The sequence below is a fragment of the Caballeronia sp. NCF2 genome (assembly GCF_023631205.1).
Lineage (GTDB): Bacteria > Pseudomonadota > Gammaproteobacteria > Burkholderiales > Burkholderiaceae > Caballeronia > Caballeronia zhejiangensis.
Genome location: NZ_JALQDN010000087.1, coordinates 64,790 through 82,511 on the forward strand (window position 1 = coordinate 64,790; position 17,722 = coordinate 82,511).

Genomic DNA, 17,722 nt, shown 5'->3' on the forward strand with positions numbered 1-17,722 from the left:
AGACGGCTAGATGAACGCACATATCACCGACGGCGGCACGGGCCGCTTACGCGAGTGGGTACTCTCGGACACGCCGCAGTCCCGCCGCCAGGCGGCAATCGGCGCGGCGTATCGTGGCTGGCTGCAATTCCGCCGCAACTGGCTCGCGATGACCGGGCTGACCGTACTGCTGGTCCTATTCGCGCTCGGCATCTTCGCGCCGCAACTGGCAACCCACGATCCTAACGCGCAGGATCTGGCGCAGCGGCTCGCGGCGCCGTCCGCAGCACACTGGTTCGGGACCGACCAGCTCGGGCGCGATCTCTTCAGTCGGCTGTTATACGGCGCACGCATTACCCTCGGCATGGCTGTGCTAATCGTGGCCATCGTCGCCCCGGGCGGCATGTTGATGGGCACCATAGCGGGTTTCGCGGGCGGCTGGACGGACCGCATTTTGATGCGCGTGACCGATGTTTTTCTCGCGTTTCCCAAGCTCGTGCTGGCGCTCGCTTTCGTCGCTGCCCTCAAGCCAGGCCTGACGAGCGTCGTGTTCGCCATTGCCCTGACGGCTTGGCCGCCTTATGCCCGTCTCGCCCGGGCCGAAACGCTCGCCATCCGTCACGCGGACTTCATCTCGGCGATCCGGCTGACCGGCGCCTCGCCGGTGCGCATCATCCTGCGTCATGTGATGCCGCTGTGTGTGTCGTCAGTCATCGTCCGGGTGGCCCTCGACATCAGCGGCATTGTGCTGACGGCGGCGGGGCTTGGCTTTCTTGGCATGGGCGCGCAGGCGCCGTCTCCGGAGTGGGGCGCGATGATCGCCAGCACCCGCGGATTCATCCTTCAGCAATGGTGGGTGCCGACCATTCCCGGGATCGCGATCTTCACCGCGTCCCTTGCGTTCAATCTTCTCGGAGACGGTCTGCGCGACGTCTTCGATCCGAAGTCGGAGTGATCCATGGAGATCAACGTAGACAACCTCAAGGTATCATTTTCGGGTCCGCGCGGCAGCGTCGACGCCGTCAAGGGCGTGTCGTTCCGGATCGGGCGGGAAAAGCTCGGCATCGTGGGCGAATCGGGATCCGGCAAATCGCTGACCGCGCGCTCGATCCTCAAGCTTCTGCCGAGCCGCGCCACGCTGTCTGCCGACCGGCTAGACTTCGACGACATCGACATCCTGCGCGCGAGCGAGCCCGACATGCGCCGCATCCGCGGCCGCCGCGCGGGGCTCATCATGCAAGACCCGAAGTATTCGCTCAATCCAGTCATAACGGTCGGCGCGCAGATCGCCGAGACCTGGCGCGCGCATCGCGGGGGCGGACGCCGGGAAGCGGTGGAGGCCGCGCTCGATCTGCTAGACCAGGTGAAGATCCGCGATCCGCGCCGCGTCGCCTTGGCGTATCCGACCGAGCTCTCGGGCGGAATGGGCCAGCGCGTGATGATCGCGATGATGCTTGCACCCGATCCCGAACTGCTTATCGCCGACGAACCGACGAGCGCCCTTGACGTCTCTGTGCAGGCGGAGATTCTGCGCCTGCTCGAAGGACTCGTCGCGACGCGCGGCATGTCGCTCCTGCTGATCAGTCATGACCTGCCGCTTGTGTCGCGCTTCTGCGATCGCGTGCTCGTGATGTACTCGGGCAAGGTCCTTGAGGAACTGAAGGCGAGCGAACTGACGCGTGCAAGTCATCCCTACACGCGCGGGCTGCTCGCCTGTCTCCCGTCACTGTCGCGGCCGCGAGCGCGCTTGAATACGCTGGAAAGGAGCGCCGCATGGACCGCATGATCGAAGTGAATGACCTTACCATCCGCTTTGGTGCGTTCGAGGCTGTGAAAGCAGTGTCGTTCGCGGTGCAGGAAGGGCAGGCATTTGGGCTTGTTGGCGAGAGTGGCTCGGGCAAGTCGACTGTGCTGCGCGCGCTGGCAGGATTGAACGCGGACTGGCTCGGCACTGTGCATTTCAATGGCGTGCCCATTTCGCGCAAGCGCCCGAAATCGTTCTTTCGCGATGTCCAGATGGTATTTCAAGACCCGTATGGTTCGCTGCATCCGCGCCAGACGATCGATCGGGCGCTAAGCGAGCCGCTTGCCGTTCATGGCATCCCCAACGCGGAAAGCCGCGTGGCTCGCGCGCTCACCGAAGTCGCGCTGCCGCTGTCGACGCGTTTTCGCTATCCGCACCAGTTGTCCGGTGGTCAGCGTCAACGGGTGGCGATCGCGCGTGCGCTGATTGCTGAACCTAAAGTGCTATTGCTCGACGAGCCGACCAGCGCATTGGACGTCTCCATTCAGGCAGAAGTGCTTAACCTCCTGGGCGACCTTCGCGAGTCGCGCGGCCTCACGTACATCATGGTCGGCCACAATCTGGCGGCGGTGGCGCATCTCTGCGGCCGGATCGGCGTGATGCAGGGCGGCGAACTCGTCGAGTGCCTGTCAGCCGAAGCGCTGCGCGCCAACCAGATCAAGAGCGCATACACTCAACGGTTGCGAGCCCTCAGCGACGACATCGAAGACCCGTTTGCTCAATCCGTCGATTGAGTTCCCGCCTTTCGTGCCTATGCGAAAGCGCATTTCTGACAAGGCTGTTAAGCATGTTACTCGACACCCCTGCGGGCAAGATCCTAGACCAGGCGATCGCTTGGGAGAATCACGCCTGCATGCCCCTTCGCGCGGACGACCGCTTTCTGCCCCAACTGGAACGTTATCGCCAGTCGGGCTATTCGGTGGTTTCACTCAACATCGGCATGGATCTGAACACGATTCAGGAAATCTTCAGCACGCTCGCGCATTTCCGCAATTGGGTCCGGCGGCATGAAGACCGGTTCCTGCTCGTGAACACCGTAGATGACGTGCTGCGCGCCAAGGCAGAAGCGAAACTCGGAATCTGTTTCGACCTTGAAGGCGCGGGCACGCTGGGCGATCAGCTGAGCATGGTCGCGCTCTACTACGACCTCGGCGTGCGCTGGATGCTAATTGCCTATAACCGCAACAATTCAGTAGGCGGCGGCTGTCTCGACGACGATAGCGGTCTGACCGATTTCGGACGCAACGTGCTAGACGAGATGAGCCGCGTGGGCATGGTGCCGTGCTGTTCCCATACGGGCTGGAAGACGGCCGAGCAGGTGATCGATCACGTTGCGGGTCCGGTCATCTTTTCGCATTCGAACTCCTACGCGGTGTATGAGCAGCCGCGCAATATTCCCGATCACCTCATCAAGGCGTGCGCGCAATCGGGCGGCGTGGTCGGATTGAACGGCATTGCCCGGTTCGTGGGCAAGGACGCAGAGGGCCAGCTTGACAGCCGCAATGAGGCGATCTTCCGGCATCTCGATCACATGGTACAACTCGTCGGTCCGGAGCACGTCGGCATCGGCTTCGACTACGTGTTCGATCTCGACCAGCTCGTGCATCACTACAAATCTCGTCCCGACCTTTTTCCGCCGTCACGCGGCTACCCGACGCCCGCGCCGATGGTCGAACCGGAGCGCCTGCCCTCGCTCGTCCAGATGATGCTGGACCACGGCTATCCGTTGGATGCCATCGCCGCGATCGCGGGCGGAAATCACCTGCGCGTTGCGAGGGCTGTCTGGAAGTGAGCCCGCAGGCGAGCGATCGCTCGCCTCACTGATTTACACCACTGAGCGATGAATGGAACGTCCCGTAGCCGGGACGCGGGGACGCTTTTGTCTTTCCGATCAGCGCGCAGTAACGAAGGCCGAATCATCGAGATTATTGAGAGGAGATAGGCATGGAAAGAAAACACGTAGTCACACTTGGGATTCTTCTGGCATCGGGCGCGGCGGCGTCGAACGCACTTGCGCAAGGATCGGTGACGCTTTATGGAATCATCGATACCGGCATCGCATACGTCCACAACGTGGCTGGTGCAGCCGACAAGACTAGAAATGAGAATGCTGTCGCCGCTACGAACGGGGCGCTGTCCGGCAATCGGTGGGGCTTGCGCGGACGCGAAGATCTGGGCGGTGGACTAGCCGCCGTTTTCGCGCTGGAGAACGGTTTCAAGGCCAGCACCGGTGCGCTGGGACAGGGGGGGCGGCTCTTCGGACGGCAATCGTACGTCGGTCTGAGCGACGCGCGCTGGGGTACGCTCACCTTGGGACGTCAGTACGATCCGCTCAAAGACCTGATTCAGCCACTGACGGCGGACGGTACGTGGGGCACGGTCAACGTCACGCCGGGCGATCTTGACAATTACGACAATAGTTTGCGCGTGAGCAATGCCATCAAATACGTGAGCCCCGTGTTCAGCAACGTGCAGATCGAGGCACTGTACGGACTTGGTGGTGTTGCGGGCAACGTCACCGCGGGCCATACGATGGCGGTTGCAGCTACCTGGCGATATGCGGGATTTGCGTTTGCCGGCGGGTATTTTTATGCGCGATACGATCCGGCCAACGCAGCGGGAAACAGCGCCGACATCATCAGCATCTCGCTGGCAAGCAGCGGCTATTCGGCGGCAGCGAGCGCTTTGCAGATTGCGCGTGTGGCGACGACCTACGACGTGTCGGGGTTCACCGTCGGAGCCGGCTATAGCAATACGCAATACAAGCCGGCTTTCACGTCCGCCACCGCGTTCAACCAAGCAGAGTCGTTCAATTCCGCGTCGGCCTTCGTCAACTACAAGTTCACGCCCGCCGTCATCGCAGGGTTGAGCTATAGCTACACGAATTCGCGTGGCGCGCAGGCGGCGCACTACAATCAGTTGAGCGGCGGTGCCGAGTATCTGCTTTCCACGAGAACAGCCTTGTACACGCTAATCGGCTATCAGCGCGCCTCGGGAACGACCTTGAGCGGCAAGGCGGCAGTTCCGGCGACTGCGTCGGTGGGCGACACTGGTTTTCAGTCCGCGAGCGGTTCGCAGTTTGTTTCCTACGCGGGCATACGGCACCGGTTCTGAGTGTGTTACGGTGACCTCGCGAAGGCGTTCACTTTACGACGGTCACGGCATCCTCCTGCAATGACAACGCGGACATGATGTCGGTGTTGACCTGCCGCTCGAAGCTGTTCGCAATGAGACTGCGCAGTTCGTCGGCAAGGCCGCCAAATTCCTCGTCGCGATACGACAGAAAAAAAGTCCGTTCAAGCTTGGGATACACCTTCCCTCGGCGCGAGAACCGTCGCAGATCGACGATCTTAAGCTGCGGAATATGATGGCGCGCCTGCCAGATGCAAAGCGGAGTCGTCAGCGCGAAACCAAGGCCGTTCGCAACGAGATTGAGCAGCGGTTCGGTCGTGTCGAACTGGCAGGTTCGCCCGATCTTGTCCCCAGTGCGGGCAAAATACTCGTCGATCTGTTTGCCGTTGCGGCTTCGCGAGGTGTACCGTATCAGAGGAAGTGCGCAAGCAAGGTCGCCTAGCGTTCCAAAGGTTTCTGCGTCGAACGATGCTGGCAACACGGCGACAAACGGCTCGGTAAAGAGCCGCACCTTCTTCATGCCCTCAAGCAATTCGCCGTCCATGGGCGTAATCGCGAGGTCAAGTTCACGCTGCACGACGGACTCCTCCAGCCGCCCGGTTGAGCCTGACCACAAGTGAATCTCGCGCGCCGACGATGACAGCGCGCGGATGATGATCGAGCCGCCAGCCGCCGCGAACGAGTCCGTGCATCCCAGACGCACCACGTTCATTTTCGAGCGCGAGATGCGGCGCACGCCGTTCATCATTTCGTCTGCGTGCTTAATTAGCGAAGACGCATGGTCGGACAAACGCTTGCCGGCCGCCGTCTGCCGCGCAGGGCGGCTTGCCCGGTCTAGCAGTGTAGTGGCAAATAATGTCTCAAGCGCCTTGACGCGTTGTGAGACCGCTGCCTGAGAGATGCCTAGCCTCCGCGAGGCCTTGCTGACGGACCCCGCCTGAGTCAGGGCTATCCAGGTCAGCAGCGGCTCCCAGTCGGGGTAGCGATTTTTGGCAATGTCGTTCATGGGTGCGGGTCCCTGCAGTGTCTCAAGCGCCATTGTCCGACTCGGGCGCTATGTCAATCACGCCCGAGAGCAACGCGTCGATAGCGCCCAGGCGTTTGGGCAGGCTGTCCAGCATCAGATCCCGGGCGACGTGGAAGCTGTGATTCATCAATTGATCGTATTCGTTAAGGCGGCCGAGCAAATACAGTGACCGGTCGCTGTGAGAGTCGCCAAGCACATGCACCCTGACGCGCCGCGCGTATTCCGAGCCTTGCAGCAAGCAGAGCGGCGTCGTCACGGCCCAGCCAATACCGCTCGCCACCATGGCCGTCACCGTATCAGCCCGATCGGTTTCCAGCTTGACCGGCACCCTTGCATTGATTCTGCGCAGGAACCGCTCGATCTGCGCGCCAAAGTGCGAGGAACGGTTGTAGCGCACGAGGGGCAATGCGTTCGCAAGCGTTTTCAGTTCAGCAATGCTGCGCACCGCCTGCGAAGACGTTCGCGGTGTGATGACAATAAGCTTCTCGGAGAACAGACGCTTGCGCGAAATGTTGTCGAAGTCGACGAGCGGCTCCGACGAGATCACGAGGTCCAGTTCGCGGCCCACGAGCGCTTCGCCATGATAAGGCGAGAGTCCCGTCCGCACGGATAGTGTCGACGAGTGAGGCAGCATGCGCTTGATGAACTCCGGTCCGAGCGTCGATGCGAACGAATCCACCAATCCCATCCGCAGATCTGGTTTTATGCCGCGACTCGCCTCTATTACCAGCGCCGGTAATCGGCTCATCTCATTCAACAGGCTCACCGCGCGGTTCAGAAGTGCGATGCCGGCAGGCGTGAGATCCAGTGGCCGGCGTTCGCGGTTGAACAGCACCACACCTAATTGTTCTTCCATCTGACGCACGCTCAGCGAAACCGCTGGCTGTGTGAGCCCCAGTTTCCTTGCCGCGTTGGACATGTTTCTCTCTTCGGCGACGGCAACGAAAACCAGCAGGTTCTGTGAGTCGACGGGCTTCTGCAGTTGCATCTGGTTCTCCGCAAGATACCGGAATCGGCAGGATTCGCAATTGATAACGCGTGTTTCACCGCGTTTTCCCCTATCTATGATACCGGGTCGGTCGACAGACTATAAGTTTGGCAAATAATGTTCCGCTATCGCTTTAATCGTAAATTCTGGCTGACTAAGCTTGCGTCGTCTTCAGGAGTCTAGCCCGACAACATCAGCTTGCCGCTTAAGGCTCGGGCCGGCGATCTAACGACTCAAGCAGGCAGACCGATTTGGCGTGGGCGATAAAAAAGGCGAATACATGCATAAGCGATTAGGCATTGCAGCGGCACTCGCGGGGTTGATGCACGCACCGGTGTTCGCACAGAGTAGCGTGACACTTTATGGCAGCATAGACGTGGGGCTTGAGCGGACGAACAACGGGTCCGGCACGGTCTGGGCAGAGAACCAGGGCACGCTGGTTACGAACCGTCTCGGCTTTCTCGGCAAGGAGGATCTCGGGAATGGCTACACCTTGCTGTTCCAGCTCGAGCAAGGATACTTCCCGAACACGGGCGCGCTGGACAACACCAATAACGCAATCTTTAACCGGCAGAGCTGGGTTGGCGTGAGCAGCGATTACGGCACGTTGAAGCTCGGCCGTATTCGGACCTTGCTGTATCAATACGCCTTCGAGTATGTCGACGCGACTGGTAATGCGCTCGCGCCCGCCATGTTCAGACTATTCAATTTCTTCGGCAATCGCACGTCGAATACGATCGAGTACAGCAAGGAGTGGAACGGCCTCACCTTCCAGATCCAGCATTCGCTCGGTGGCGTGGCGGGCAACATCAAGGCAAATAGCATGACTGCCGAAAGCCTCGCCTATAAGAAAGGACGGCTCGAACTTCTGGTCGTGAACCATAGTGCCTACAACGCAGCGGGCAATGACACACAACGCGCGACCACCTTCGGCGGCAACTGGGACTTCAGCCTGTTTCGCATGTATGGCGCGTACGCCTTCAACCGCGGTACCGGTGCGCTCAGCACGCGCGACATGTCGATCGGCGTGCGTGTGCCGATCGGTCCCGCGGCGCGGTTTATGGCGTCGTGGGTGCGCAAATCCGACCACTCAAAAGAAGAAGCGAATGCCAACATGTTCGGCGTTGGCTATACCTACGCGCTCTCCAAGCGAACGACGCTCTACGCAAGCTGGGCGCAACTCGCGAACGACGAGAATGCAAGCTATATGGTCACGCGTCCCGGCGCCACCTGGCGCACGTTCAATGCGGGCGTTCAGCATTATTTCTGATCAGCCAGGCCTTTTGCAGTGGATAGGACATGACAAGTATTTCCAGACGGAAACTCATCGGTGTCGTTGCGTCGACGGCGGGACTCGCCGCGATCGGACGGATGACCGTATTCGGTCATCCGCAGCCGGCCGCCGAGGGCGCGCGCGTGCTCATCGTCGTCAATTCAAACGACATCAATAACTTCGATCCGCATACGAATTCGGACGAGCCGACCACAGCCCTGTTGAAGAACGTCTACGACGCACTCGTTTCCACGCAGGACGATCCGCCGCGCACCGTGCCGCAACTCGCCCAGAGCTGGACCGTCTCGCCCGACGGCAGGGAGTACGTGTTCAAGCTGAACCCGGCGGCGCGGTTCCATAACGGCGAGGCGGTCACGGCCGACGACGTTGTCTATTCGTTCCGCCGGTCGCTGAGGCTCAAGAAGGGCAATGCGTACATGATCACCGGCATTCTCGGCGCTCAGGACATCGAGGCGCTGGACGCACACACGGTCCGCTTCAACCTGGAGCGACCGTTCGGCCCGTTCCTGCAAGTGCTTCCGTGGATCTGGATTGTCAATCCCAGGCAGGTGGAAGCCGCGCTCGGCAGCGACGATGGCCAGACGTATCTTCGTGGCGCCGTCGCGGGCTCGGGGCCGTACCGGCTCAAACGGGCCGAGCCCGGCAACCTGTATGAACTGCAGCGCATTCGCGGCGGCTGGCAGCGAGCCGCGGGCAATAATTCCGGCGTTATCTACAAGATCGTGCGCGAGAGTGCCAATCAGCGTCTCATGCTTCAACGCGGCGACGCGCATGTCGCCGTGACCCTGTCGAACGACGATGCGACTTCGCTGCAGGGACGCAAGCGCGTCAACCTGGTGATCCGGCCGGAATTCCGCATGTTTATGTTTCGCATGAACACGAAGCATGGTCCGCTGGCGGATCCGGAATTGCGCAAGGCGATCTGGCACGCGGTGAACTATCAGGCGATGATCGAGGTGGCGGTCTTTGCGCGTCCGGCAAGAGGGCCGATTCCCGAGGGACTGTTCGGGTTCGATCCGAGCCTGCCGTTGCTACGGCCCAATCTCGCACTGGCCAGGCAACATTTGGCACGCTCACGCCATGCAAGCGGGCCGCTGAAGCTGAGGGTGTCGTACATCAGTGGTTATGAGCAGCAGCGGCGCTGGTGCCTCGTACTATTCGACAGCCTGAAGCAACTCGGGATCGACGTGGACATTCGCGCGGTTACGTGGCCTGACCTGGTGGCCTCGTCGCGCACGCCGGAGTCATGTCCTGACTTTTTCTCCAGTTTCACATCCGTCAATTACGCCGATCCGGCAGATACCTCGTTCAACCACTATCACTCGTCCCGCAACGGCAACTGGGTGAACCCGACATACTCGAATCCCGTGGTTGACGCGTTGATCGAACAGGGACGAAGCGAGCTCGATCCCGCGCGGCGCATCGCGATCTACGCGCGTTTCCAGCGGCAGGTCATCGCGGATACGCCGGATCTCTTCATCTCATCGGACATTCGCAAGATCGCGTTGCGCCGCGATGTCGAAGGGTTCCGCTTCTCGCCGATTCGACCCGGAGCGCTCGAATTCGCGGCGTTGTCGGTGAATGGTTCGTACATCGTTTGATCGCCGACGTGCTTCCGGAGTCACTCTTATGTTGAAATTTTCGATACGCCGCATCATCCTGATCGGTCCCGTGCTGCTGGGTTTATCGCTGCTTGTGTTCGTGATCGGCCGGCTGCTGCCCGGCGATCCGCTCGCGCTGGCGGCAGGACCCAATGCCACCGCCGCGGATATCAGGCGTCTCGCGCACGAGTTAGGATTTGATCGGCCCGTGCCCGTGCAGTACTGGCGTTACCTCACCGGACTGCTGCATGGCGACTGGGGCGTGTCCGTCTTCACGCACCGCCCGGTTATCCGCGACCTAATGGTTTTCCTGCCCGCGACGCTCGAACTGGTCGCAACAGCGATGTTCCTCGCCGTCATCATCGGCGTTCCGGCGGGCGTCCTCGCGGCGGTTCATCGCGGACGCTGGCCGGATTATCTGACGCGCTCGTTCTCGCTCGGCGCGATCTCGATGCCGCGCTTCTTCCTGGGCCTGCTGCTGCAGCTCGCGTTCGCCATCGCGCTGGGCTGGGTGCCGTTAAGCGGCCGCTATCCGCTGGCGTTGCAGCCGCCTCCGCATGTCACAGGCTTTCTTACCATCGACAGCTTCATCGCCGGCGACTCGACCGCGCTCGGCGCATCGCTCGCGCATCTGATCCTGCCGGCGCTTGCGACGTGCTTTTCGCCGCTGGCATCGATTACACGAATGATGCGAGCGAGCACGATCGAGGTCCTGCATCAGGATTACGTGCTCACTGCTCGTGCTCTTGGCTTGTCGCCGCGGCTGGTGGTGTGCAAGTACGTCGCCAAGAATGCCCTGTCGTCCACGCTGACCGTGATCGGCCTCTATATCGGCTGGCTGCTCGGCGGAACGGTGCTCGTTGAGACGGTGTTCGACTGGCCGGGCATCGGGCTCTATGCAACCAACGCCATCGTCTCGCAGGACTTTACGCCAGTGATCGGCGTGACCTTGATGATCGGCGTGCTGTTCGTCTTCTCCAATCTGATTGTCGATCTGCTCTACGGGGCACTCAACCCGAAGGTGCGCTACAAATGAGTACCCAACCCCTCGCAATGGAAAACAAGCCGCGCCCGCCCGGCAAGTTCAGGCGCGCGTTCTACCGGTTCTCGCAAAGCTGGATTTCGCTCTTGGCGCTCGGCGCGATCCTGCTGCTGTTTTCGATGGCGCTTCTTGGGCCATCCCTGGTGCCTTATCCCGAAGACGTCGCGGGCGCCGTGCATACCGCTCTGCGTTTCCAGCCGCCGTCCGCTCAGCATGTCTTTGGCACTAACGAGTTCGGCCAGGACATGTTATCGCTCGTCGTCGCCGGTTCGCGCGTGTCGCTTTTCGCGGGTGCTGCGGTGGTCGCGCTCGGCGCGCTGCTGGGGATCTTTATCGGCGCGGTGGCGGGCTATGTGGGCGGCTGGGTCGACGAAGTGAGCATGCGATTTGTCGACTTGGTGCTGACGCTGCCCGGGCTGATTCTCGCGATGGCGATCGCCGCTGCGCTCGGCGCGGGAATCTTCAACACAGTCCTCGCCATCGCGTTGTCGTGGTGGCCCGGCTACGCGCGACTCGTGCGCGGCGAAGTGCTGGCGAAAAAGGAAGAGGTCTTTGTGCAGGCCGCGCGCGCACTCGGCGCTAGCTCGGGACGCATTCTCTGGAAACACATCCTGCCGAACATCATGTCGCCAATCCTGATTAAGGTTTCGCTCGACATGGGCTTCGCCGTTCTGTCCGTGGCGTCGCTCGGCTTCCTAGGCATCGGCGTGCGGCCGCCAACGCCGGAATGGGGTTCGTTGCTGTCGCTCGCGCGCGGCAATATTCCGGACTTTTGGTGGACGGCGCTGTTTCCCGGGATCTTCATCTTCGTTACCGTGTTCGCCTTCAATTTGCTGGGCGACGGTCTGCGCGACATGCTCGATCCGAAGTCGCGGCGCTGACAAAGACGTTGGATGGGCATTCAAGCGTCGGAAGCTAGACCAAAAATTTTTGGAAGGATGGGAATGTGGCTTTTCTAGAGATCAGCGATCTGCATCTGAACATGCATACCTTCGACGGTAGCGCGAAGGTGCTCAACGGTATCGAGTTGAGCGTGGAGCGAGGCGAGATCTGGGGGCTCGTGGGCGAATCGGGATGCGGCAAGTCTCTGACCGGGCTTTCCGTGTCGCGGCTGATCGAGTCGCCACCTGGCGAATATGTGCGGGGAAGCATCCGCATCGCCGGGGAAGACGTGCTGCAGGCTTCCGAGCGCCGGATGCGCGCGTTGCGCGGCCGTCACATCGGCATGATTTTTCAGGACCCGACGACCAACCTGAACCCGGTATTCACGGTCGGAGAACAGATGATCGACGTGGCGCTGCATGTGGCGACCACCGACGAGACCTTGCTGAACCTGCCGGCGAGCGCGCCGCGGCATGCGCGCCGCGCGGCGGCGCGCTCGCTCGCCATCCGCATGCTCGGCATGGTGGGTATCGTCGATGCCGAGGCGCGCGTCGACGCTTATCCGCACCAGTTTTCGGGCGGCATGCGCCAGCGCGTGCTTATCGCGATGGCGCTCATCGGCAAGCCCGAACTGCTGATTGCAGACGAGCCGACCACAGCGCTCGATGTGTCGGTGCAAGCGCAGATCCTCAAGCTGATCTTCGATCTCGTCAACGAACACAACCTCGCCGCACTATTCATCACGCACAACCTCGGAGTCGTCGCGCAACTATGCAGTCATGTCGCCGTAATGTACGCGGGCAACATCGTCGAGGCGGGCCCGGCGGAAGCGGTCTTCGCGCGTCCCAGTCATCCCTACACGAAGGCGTTACTCGCCGCCGTGCCGCGCGCGCACATGCGGCGCGGCGAATTGCAGGCGCTCGCGGGCTCGGTGCCGGACCTGTTCCAGCCGCCGCCCGGGTGTCGGCTGGCGCCGCGCTGCCCTCATACGCGGCCTGACTGCATCGCAGGGTTTCCGCGCATGGCCGAGATCGCGCCCGGACATCGTATCGCGTGCGTACTGGCCCGAACGAACCATGAGTGAACCGGACATGTTGATCGTCGACAAGCTGACCAAGATCTATCCCGTTTCCGGCTCGAGCCCTTTCGGGCGTCAAGCGGGCTTTACCGCGCTCAAGGAAATCGCCCTGAACATCGCCCGGGGAGAAAGCGTTGGCGTCGTTGGCGAGTCGGGTTCCGGCAAGACGACGCTTACCCGCTGCATCCTCGGACTCGAGCCGATCACCAGCGGGCGCATTGAATTCGACGGCACCGATCTCGCCTCGCTGACCGCGGCGCAGATGCGTGACATGCGCGCGCGCATCCAGATCGTCTTTCAGGATCCTTATGCCTCGCTGAATCCGCGGATGTCGGTGCGCGACATCGTCGCCGAGCCGATGCAGATTCATCGCGCCAGACTAGGCCTCGACGGACGTCGCCAGACCGACCGCGTCATGGAACTGCTGGAGATGGTCGGCCTCGGTCCCCGCCATGCATCGCGCTTTCCACATGAGTTCTCAGGTGGGCAACGCCAGCGCATCGGCATCGCGCGGGCGCTGGCTGTGAAACCCGAACTTCTGATCCTCGACGAGCCGACCTCTGCACTGGACGTCTCCGTGCAGGCGCAGGTGCTGAATCTTCTGCAATCGCTGCAAGACAGTCTCGGGTTGACCTATTTGTTCATTTCTCACGATCTGGGCGTCGTTCGCTACGTCTGCGACCGGGTCGCGTTGATCTATCGCGGCGAACTCGTCGAGCAAGGCCCTACCGAACGCGTCTTCGACGATCCGCAGAAGGACTACACGAAGATGCTGCTCGCGGCGATGCCCGAGCCCGACCCGACCCGTTCGACGCTGCGTGCAGTGCGTCATGAGGCGCGAGCAGACGTGGCAGAACATTAAATTGATTTATACCGTTTGGCCACGTCACGCGGTCAAGCTTAACTTTTACCGATGGTCCGACTTACCTTGGAAGAGAACATGACGACGCAAACCGATCGCAGTGCATCCGAAACCGAGAGTGGCGAGTCGTTGACACGTCGCTGGCGGATCGGCTTCGATATCGGCGGCACCTTCACGGACTTCGTCCTGTATGACGGCGAGGGCGGCGCGGTCGGACTGCACAAGCGCCTGACGACGCCACACGATCCGTCCGAAGCCGCACTCAAGGGCCTGGCCGAACTAGTCGCGCAGGCGAATATCAGCCTCGCCGACGTGTACGAGATTGTGCACGGCACCACGCTCGTGACCAACGCCGTCATTGAGCGCAAGGGCGCGACGCTGGGACTGCTGACGACCGGTGGGTTTCGGGACCTGCTAGAGATAGGACGCGAGCAGCGTTACGATATCTACGACCTATTCTTGAAATTTCCCGAGCCGATGGCACCGCGCAATCTCCGGCTCGAAGTGGCGGAGCGCATGGACCGCGACGGCCGCGTTGTCCAACCGCTCGATGAAGACGAAGTGCGCTCCCAGATTCGAGAGCTGCGCGATGCGGGTGCGGAAGCACTGGCGGTGTGCTTCATCAACGCCTATCGCAATCCGCAGCACGAGCGCCGCGTCGGCGAAATCGCGCGCGGCGAGTTTCCGGACATGTCGGTATCGCTGTCGTCTGAATTGGTGGCAGAGATCTCGGAGTACGAACGCGGCGTGACGACTTGCGCCAATGCGTACGTGCAGCCATTGATGGACCGCTATCTGCGCAAGCTTGAGAACGCGTTGAGCGCGGCGGGCTTTCGCGGCGCACTCTATCTGATGCATTCTGCAGGCGGCCTCGTGTCGCTCGCGACGGCCCGCGCGTTCCCAATCCGTCTGCTGGAATCCGGACCGGCAGGCGGGGCGCTTGCCACGGCGCTGTTCGGCACGCGCGCCGACAAGCCTGACGTGATCGCGTTCGACATGGGCGGCACCACAGCAAAGGCGGCGATCGTGCGCGATGGTCGGGTCGATATCGCGCCGATGCTGGAAGCGGGGCGCGTGCATCGCTTGGCGAAGGGCTCCGGGCTGCCGATAAAGACGCCGACCGTGGATCTGATCGAGATCGGCGCGGGCGGCGGTTCCGTCGCGTGGATCGACGATGTCGGCCTGCTCAAGGTCGGCCCGCATTCGGCCGCCTCGGACCCGGGACCGGCCTGTTACGGGCTGGGCGGCACCCAGCCGACCGTGACGGACGCGAATCTGGTGCTCGGCTACTACGATCCCGGGTTTTTCCTCGGCGGACGCATGGCGCTCAAGCCGCAGGACGCGCGCGACGCGATCGGCAAACTGGCCGCGCATTTGGGGCTTTCGGTCGACGAAACCGCGTGGGGCATCCACAAGGTCGTGGTCGAGAGTATGGCGTCGGCGGCGCGCGTGCATCTCGTCGAGAAGGGGCTTGATCCGCGGCATTATTCGATGGTCGGGTTCGGCGGCGCGGGTCCCGCGCATGCCTGCGACGTGGCCCGTGCGCTCGGCGTGCGCGAAGTGATCGTGCCACCGGCTTCGGGCGCGGCATCGGCGCTGGGCTTTTTGGCGGCGCCATTGTCGATCGATCTCGTCCGCTCGTTGCCAATTGAATTCAACGCCGGTTTCAATGCGCAAGCGGTCAACGACGTACTGTGCGCGCTGGAGAGAGATGGCCGGCAGTCGCTGAACGAAGCGGGGGTCGCCGACGACCGTATGTCGGTCGAACGCACCGCGGATATGCGTGTCGTCGGCCAGACGCATCAGATCTCCGTAGCGTTGCCCGCGACACAGATCGATCCCGCGAGTCTTTCAGCGATCCGAGCCGAATTTGAGAAGGTGTATTCGGCGCGGTATACCGCCGTGTTCGAAAACGCGCGCATCGAGGCAGTGAACTTCCGCGTACGGGTCTCGAGCGACGTGCCGAACCTGTCGCTCAGCGGAGCGACGGGCGGCGGCGATGGCGCCAAGCTGAAGGGCACCCGTGCGGCATGGTTCGACAAGGGGGCCGTCGACACGCCCGTGTACGACCGCTACGCACTCGCAGCGGGCGATGCTTTCGACGGCCCGGCGATCATCGAGGAACGCGAGGCGACGACGGTTGTCGCGCCAGGCGACACGGTGCGCATCGATGACGCGCTCAACATTCGCGTCGCAATCGGTTCAGCCATTTCAAGCACCGAGGCGATCACGCGGGACATGCCTTTAGAAGACGCAGTGCGGATCATCGAAGCAGATCCGATTTCGCTGGAGATCATGTGGGCGCGGCTCGTCACCGTAGCGGAAGAAATGTGGACCACGGTCTGCCGCACGGCTTTCTCGCTGGTGATCTCAGACGCGCAAGACTTCGCCTGCGAACTTCTCGATCCGAATGGCGAGCCGATCGTGCATTCGCCGCGCGCGATGCCGGTGTTTAACTTATCGTTGCCGCGCAGCGTCAAGGCGATTCTCGAGCACTACCCACCGCATACGCTCGAGCCCGGCGACGTGCTTGTGACGAACGATCCGTGGCTGTGCGCAGGGCATCTCTTCGACATCGCGGTGGTTACGCCGGTGTTCCGCGAGAAGATGCTGGTCGGGCTGGTGGCGACGGTGGCGCACGTCGCTGATATTGGCGGTACGCGTAATCAATTGACGACACGCGAGATCTTCGAGGAAGGCCTGCAGATCCCGCCGATGAAACTGTTCGAAGCGGGCCGCAAGAACGACACGCTGTTCCGGTTGCTGGCGCAGAACGTGCGCGACAGCGAGCAGGTCATCGGCGATGTCCATGCGCTCGTTTCGGCCAATGGCATGGGGGCTTCGCGTCTGCTCGAGTTCATGAGCGACTACGGCATGGCGGACTTGCAGGCGCTCACGGCGGTCGTGCAGCGCCGCTCCGAGAAAGCCATGCGCGATGCGATCCGCGCGCTCCCGGACGGCGTCTACCGGGCCGAATGCCGGACCAATCCGGCCAACGGGGAATTGCTGCTGCCGTTGAAGCTGACTGTGGCGGGCGACGAGATCGAATTGGACTTCGACGGCGCGCCGCCGCAACTGGCGCAAGGCGCCTTCAATTCAACGCTGAACTACACGGCCGCGCAGGCGACCTATCCGCTGAAGTGCATCCTGACGCCGGACGTGCGAGGCAACGCCGGTTGTTATCGCCCGTTCACGGTGAAGGCGCCGGAAGGCTCGGTCGTTAACTGCGTGCGGCCGGCGGCGGTATCGCAGCGCACGCGCACCGGCTGGTATCTCGGCCCCGCGGTGTTCCGTGCGCTGGCGCAGGCGATGCCCGAACGCGTGCAGGCGTTCACAGGAACCTCAGTGAATCCCCGCTTTTACGGGCGCGACGCGCAAGGCCAGACGTACTCTGATCTGTTCTTCTCCGGTGGCGGTCAGGGCGGATCGGCGGGGGCCGACGGCAAGTCGGCGCTACTGTGGCCGACCTCTGCCGCCAACAGTTCCACCGAACTGTTCGAGTCGCGCGTTCCAGTGCTCGTGGTCGAGAAGACCCTGCTCGCCGATTCGGGCGGCCCGGGCAAGTTCCGCGGCGGCCTGGGGCAACGCGTCCGTTTCCGTAAGCTCTATGACGATGGACTCGACACCATGATCTCGTTCTTTCCGGATACGGTGATTCAGCCGGGTCTGTTCGGCGGCCTGCCGGGCCAGCAGGGCTCCGGGCGCGTGATCGGCGCGGATGGCCGGGTGTTGCGGGAATGCGGCACCGGCAATTTGCTGTTCGTGAGGGAGGCGGACGAGGTCGTCGAAGTCGTGCTGGGCGGCGGCTCCGGTTATGGAGATCCCCGCGAACGGGCACCGGGCGCGATTGAACAAGACATCGCACTCGGGCTGGTGAGCGAGGCGGCAGCGATGCGCGACTACGGCTACAAGCGCAGTGCTCCAAATGATCAAGCTCGAGAACTGGGACAGCGCACGACTATCTGAGTGGCGCAAGCAGCGGCATGCGCGGCGTACATGCCCCTTTTCGATTTCTTGTGGAGTACCGAGCAGC

The 17,722-nt window shown here is 62.2% G+C and carries 14 protein-coding genes; 12 read left to right on the top strand and 2 right to left on the bottom strand.

Annotated features, from left to right (window positions below; all coding sequences use genetic code 11):
* Positions 1-10 precede the first annotated feature (10 nt).
* The 5 genes from NCS02_RS32580 (at position 11) to NCS02_RS32600 (ending at position 4,897) form a co-directional block, all read left to right on the top strand.
* On the top strand, positions 11-934 hold the full coding sequence (locus tag NCS02_RS32580; protein WP_250523570.1) for an ABC transporter permease: 924 nt from the start codon (positions 11-13) through the stop codon (positions 932-934).
* A 3-nt stretch (positions 935-937) separates the two neighbouring features.
* On the top strand, positions 938-1,765 hold the full coding sequence (locus tag NCS02_RS32585) for an ABC transporter ATP-binding protein (RefSeq protein WP_250523571.1): 828 nt from the start codon (positions 938-940) through the stop codon (positions 1,763-1,765).
* Complete coding sequence (locus tag NCS02_RS32590) at positions 1,762-2,517, top strand: ABC transporter ATP-binding protein (RefSeq protein WP_250523617.1); 756 nt, start codon at positions 1,762-1,764, stop codon at positions 2,515-2,517. Before NCS02_RS32585 ends, NCS02_RS32590 begins: the two co-directional genes overlap by 4 nt.
* Before the next feature lie 53 nt (positions 2,518-2,570).
* Positions 2,571-3,575 carry a dipeptidase gene (locus NCS02_RS32595; protein ID WP_250523572.1) on the top strand — a complete coding sequence of 335 codons (1,005 nt, stop codon included), beginning with the start codon at positions 2,571-2,573 and terminating at the stop codon, positions 3,573-3,575.
* Positions 3,576-3,727: 152 nt separating this feature from the next.
* On the top strand, positions 3,728-4,897 hold the full coding sequence (locus NCS02_RS32600) for a porin (RefSeq protein ID WP_250523573.1): 1,170 nt from the start codon (positions 3,728-3,730) through the stop codon (positions 4,895-4,897).
* Positions 4,898-4,925: 28 nt separating this feature from the next.
* Here NCS02_RS32600 and NCS02_RS32605 read toward each other — a convergent pair whose 3' ends face one another.
* On the bottom strand, positions 4,926-5,921 hold the full coding sequence (locus tag NCS02_RS32605; protein ID WP_250523574.1) for a LysR family transcriptional regulator: 996 nt from the start codon (positions 5,919-5,921) through the stop codon (positions 4,926-4,928).
* A gap of 22 nt (positions 5,922-5,943) precedes the next feature.
* Entirely contained in the window at positions 5,944-6,930 is a 987-nt protein-coding gene (locus NCS02_RS32610) for a LysR family transcriptional regulator (protein WP_250523575.1), read from the bottom strand.
* A 256-nt stretch (positions 6,931-7,186) separates the two neighbouring features.
* On the opposite strand from NCS02_RS32610, the gene NCS02_RS32615 reads away from it, so the two are divergent.
* The 7 genes from NCS02_RS32615 to NCS02_RS32645 all read left to right on the top strand — a co-directional run bounded on the left by NCS02_RS32615 (position 7,187) and on the right by NCS02_RS32645 (position 17,655).
* Positions 7,187-8,200, top strand: a complete 1,014-nt coding sequence (locus NCS02_RS32615; protein WP_250523576.1) for a porin — start codon at positions 7,187-7,189, stop codon at positions 8,198-8,200.
* Between the two features lie 278 nt (positions 8,201-8,478).
* The gene (locus NCS02_RS32620; RefSeq protein ID WP_250523577.1) at positions 8,479-9,825 is read left to right on the top strand and encodes an ABC transporter substrate-binding protein; all 1,347 of its coding nucleotides are present in this window, start codon (positions 8,479-8,481) and stop codon (positions 9,823-9,825) included.
* Positions 9,806-10,861: an ABC transporter permease gene (locus NCS02_RS32625; protein ID WP_250523578.1), complete on the top strand. Its 1,056-nt coding sequence runs from the start codon at positions 9,806-9,808 to the stop codon at positions 10,859-10,861. The genes NCS02_RS32620 and NCS02_RS32625 overlap by 20 nt, the downstream gene beginning before the upstream one ends.
* Entirely contained in the window at positions 10,858-11,748 is an 891-nt protein-coding gene (locus NCS02_RS32630) for an ABC transporter permease (RefSeq protein WP_250523579.1), read from the top strand. The genes NCS02_RS32625 and NCS02_RS32630 overlap by 4 nt, the downstream gene beginning before the upstream one ends.
* A gap of 65 nt (positions 11,749-11,813) precedes the next feature.
* Positions 11,814-12,833 (top strand): ABC transporter ATP-binding protein, encoded by a 1,020-nt coding sequence (locus tag NCS02_RS32635; RefSeq protein ID WP_250523580.1) that lies wholly within the window; start codon positions 11,814-11,816, stop codon positions 12,831-12,833.
* Positions 12,826-13,689, top strand: coding sequence for an ATP-binding cassette domain-containing protein (locus tag NCS02_RS32640; protein WP_250523581.1), 864 nt, complete (start codon positions 12,826-12,828; stop codon positions 13,687-13,689). The genes NCS02_RS32635 and NCS02_RS32640 overlap by 8 nt, the downstream gene beginning before the upstream one ends.
* Positions 13,690-13,767: 78 nt before the next feature.
* Positions 13,768-17,655 carry a hydantoinase B/oxoprolinase family protein gene (locus tag NCS02_RS32645; protein ID WP_250523582.1) on the top strand — a complete coding sequence of 1,296 codons (3,888 nt, stop codon included), beginning with the start codon at positions 13,768-13,770 and terminating at the stop codon, positions 17,653-17,655.
* The last annotated feature ends 67 nt before the right edge of the window (positions 17,656-17,722 follow it).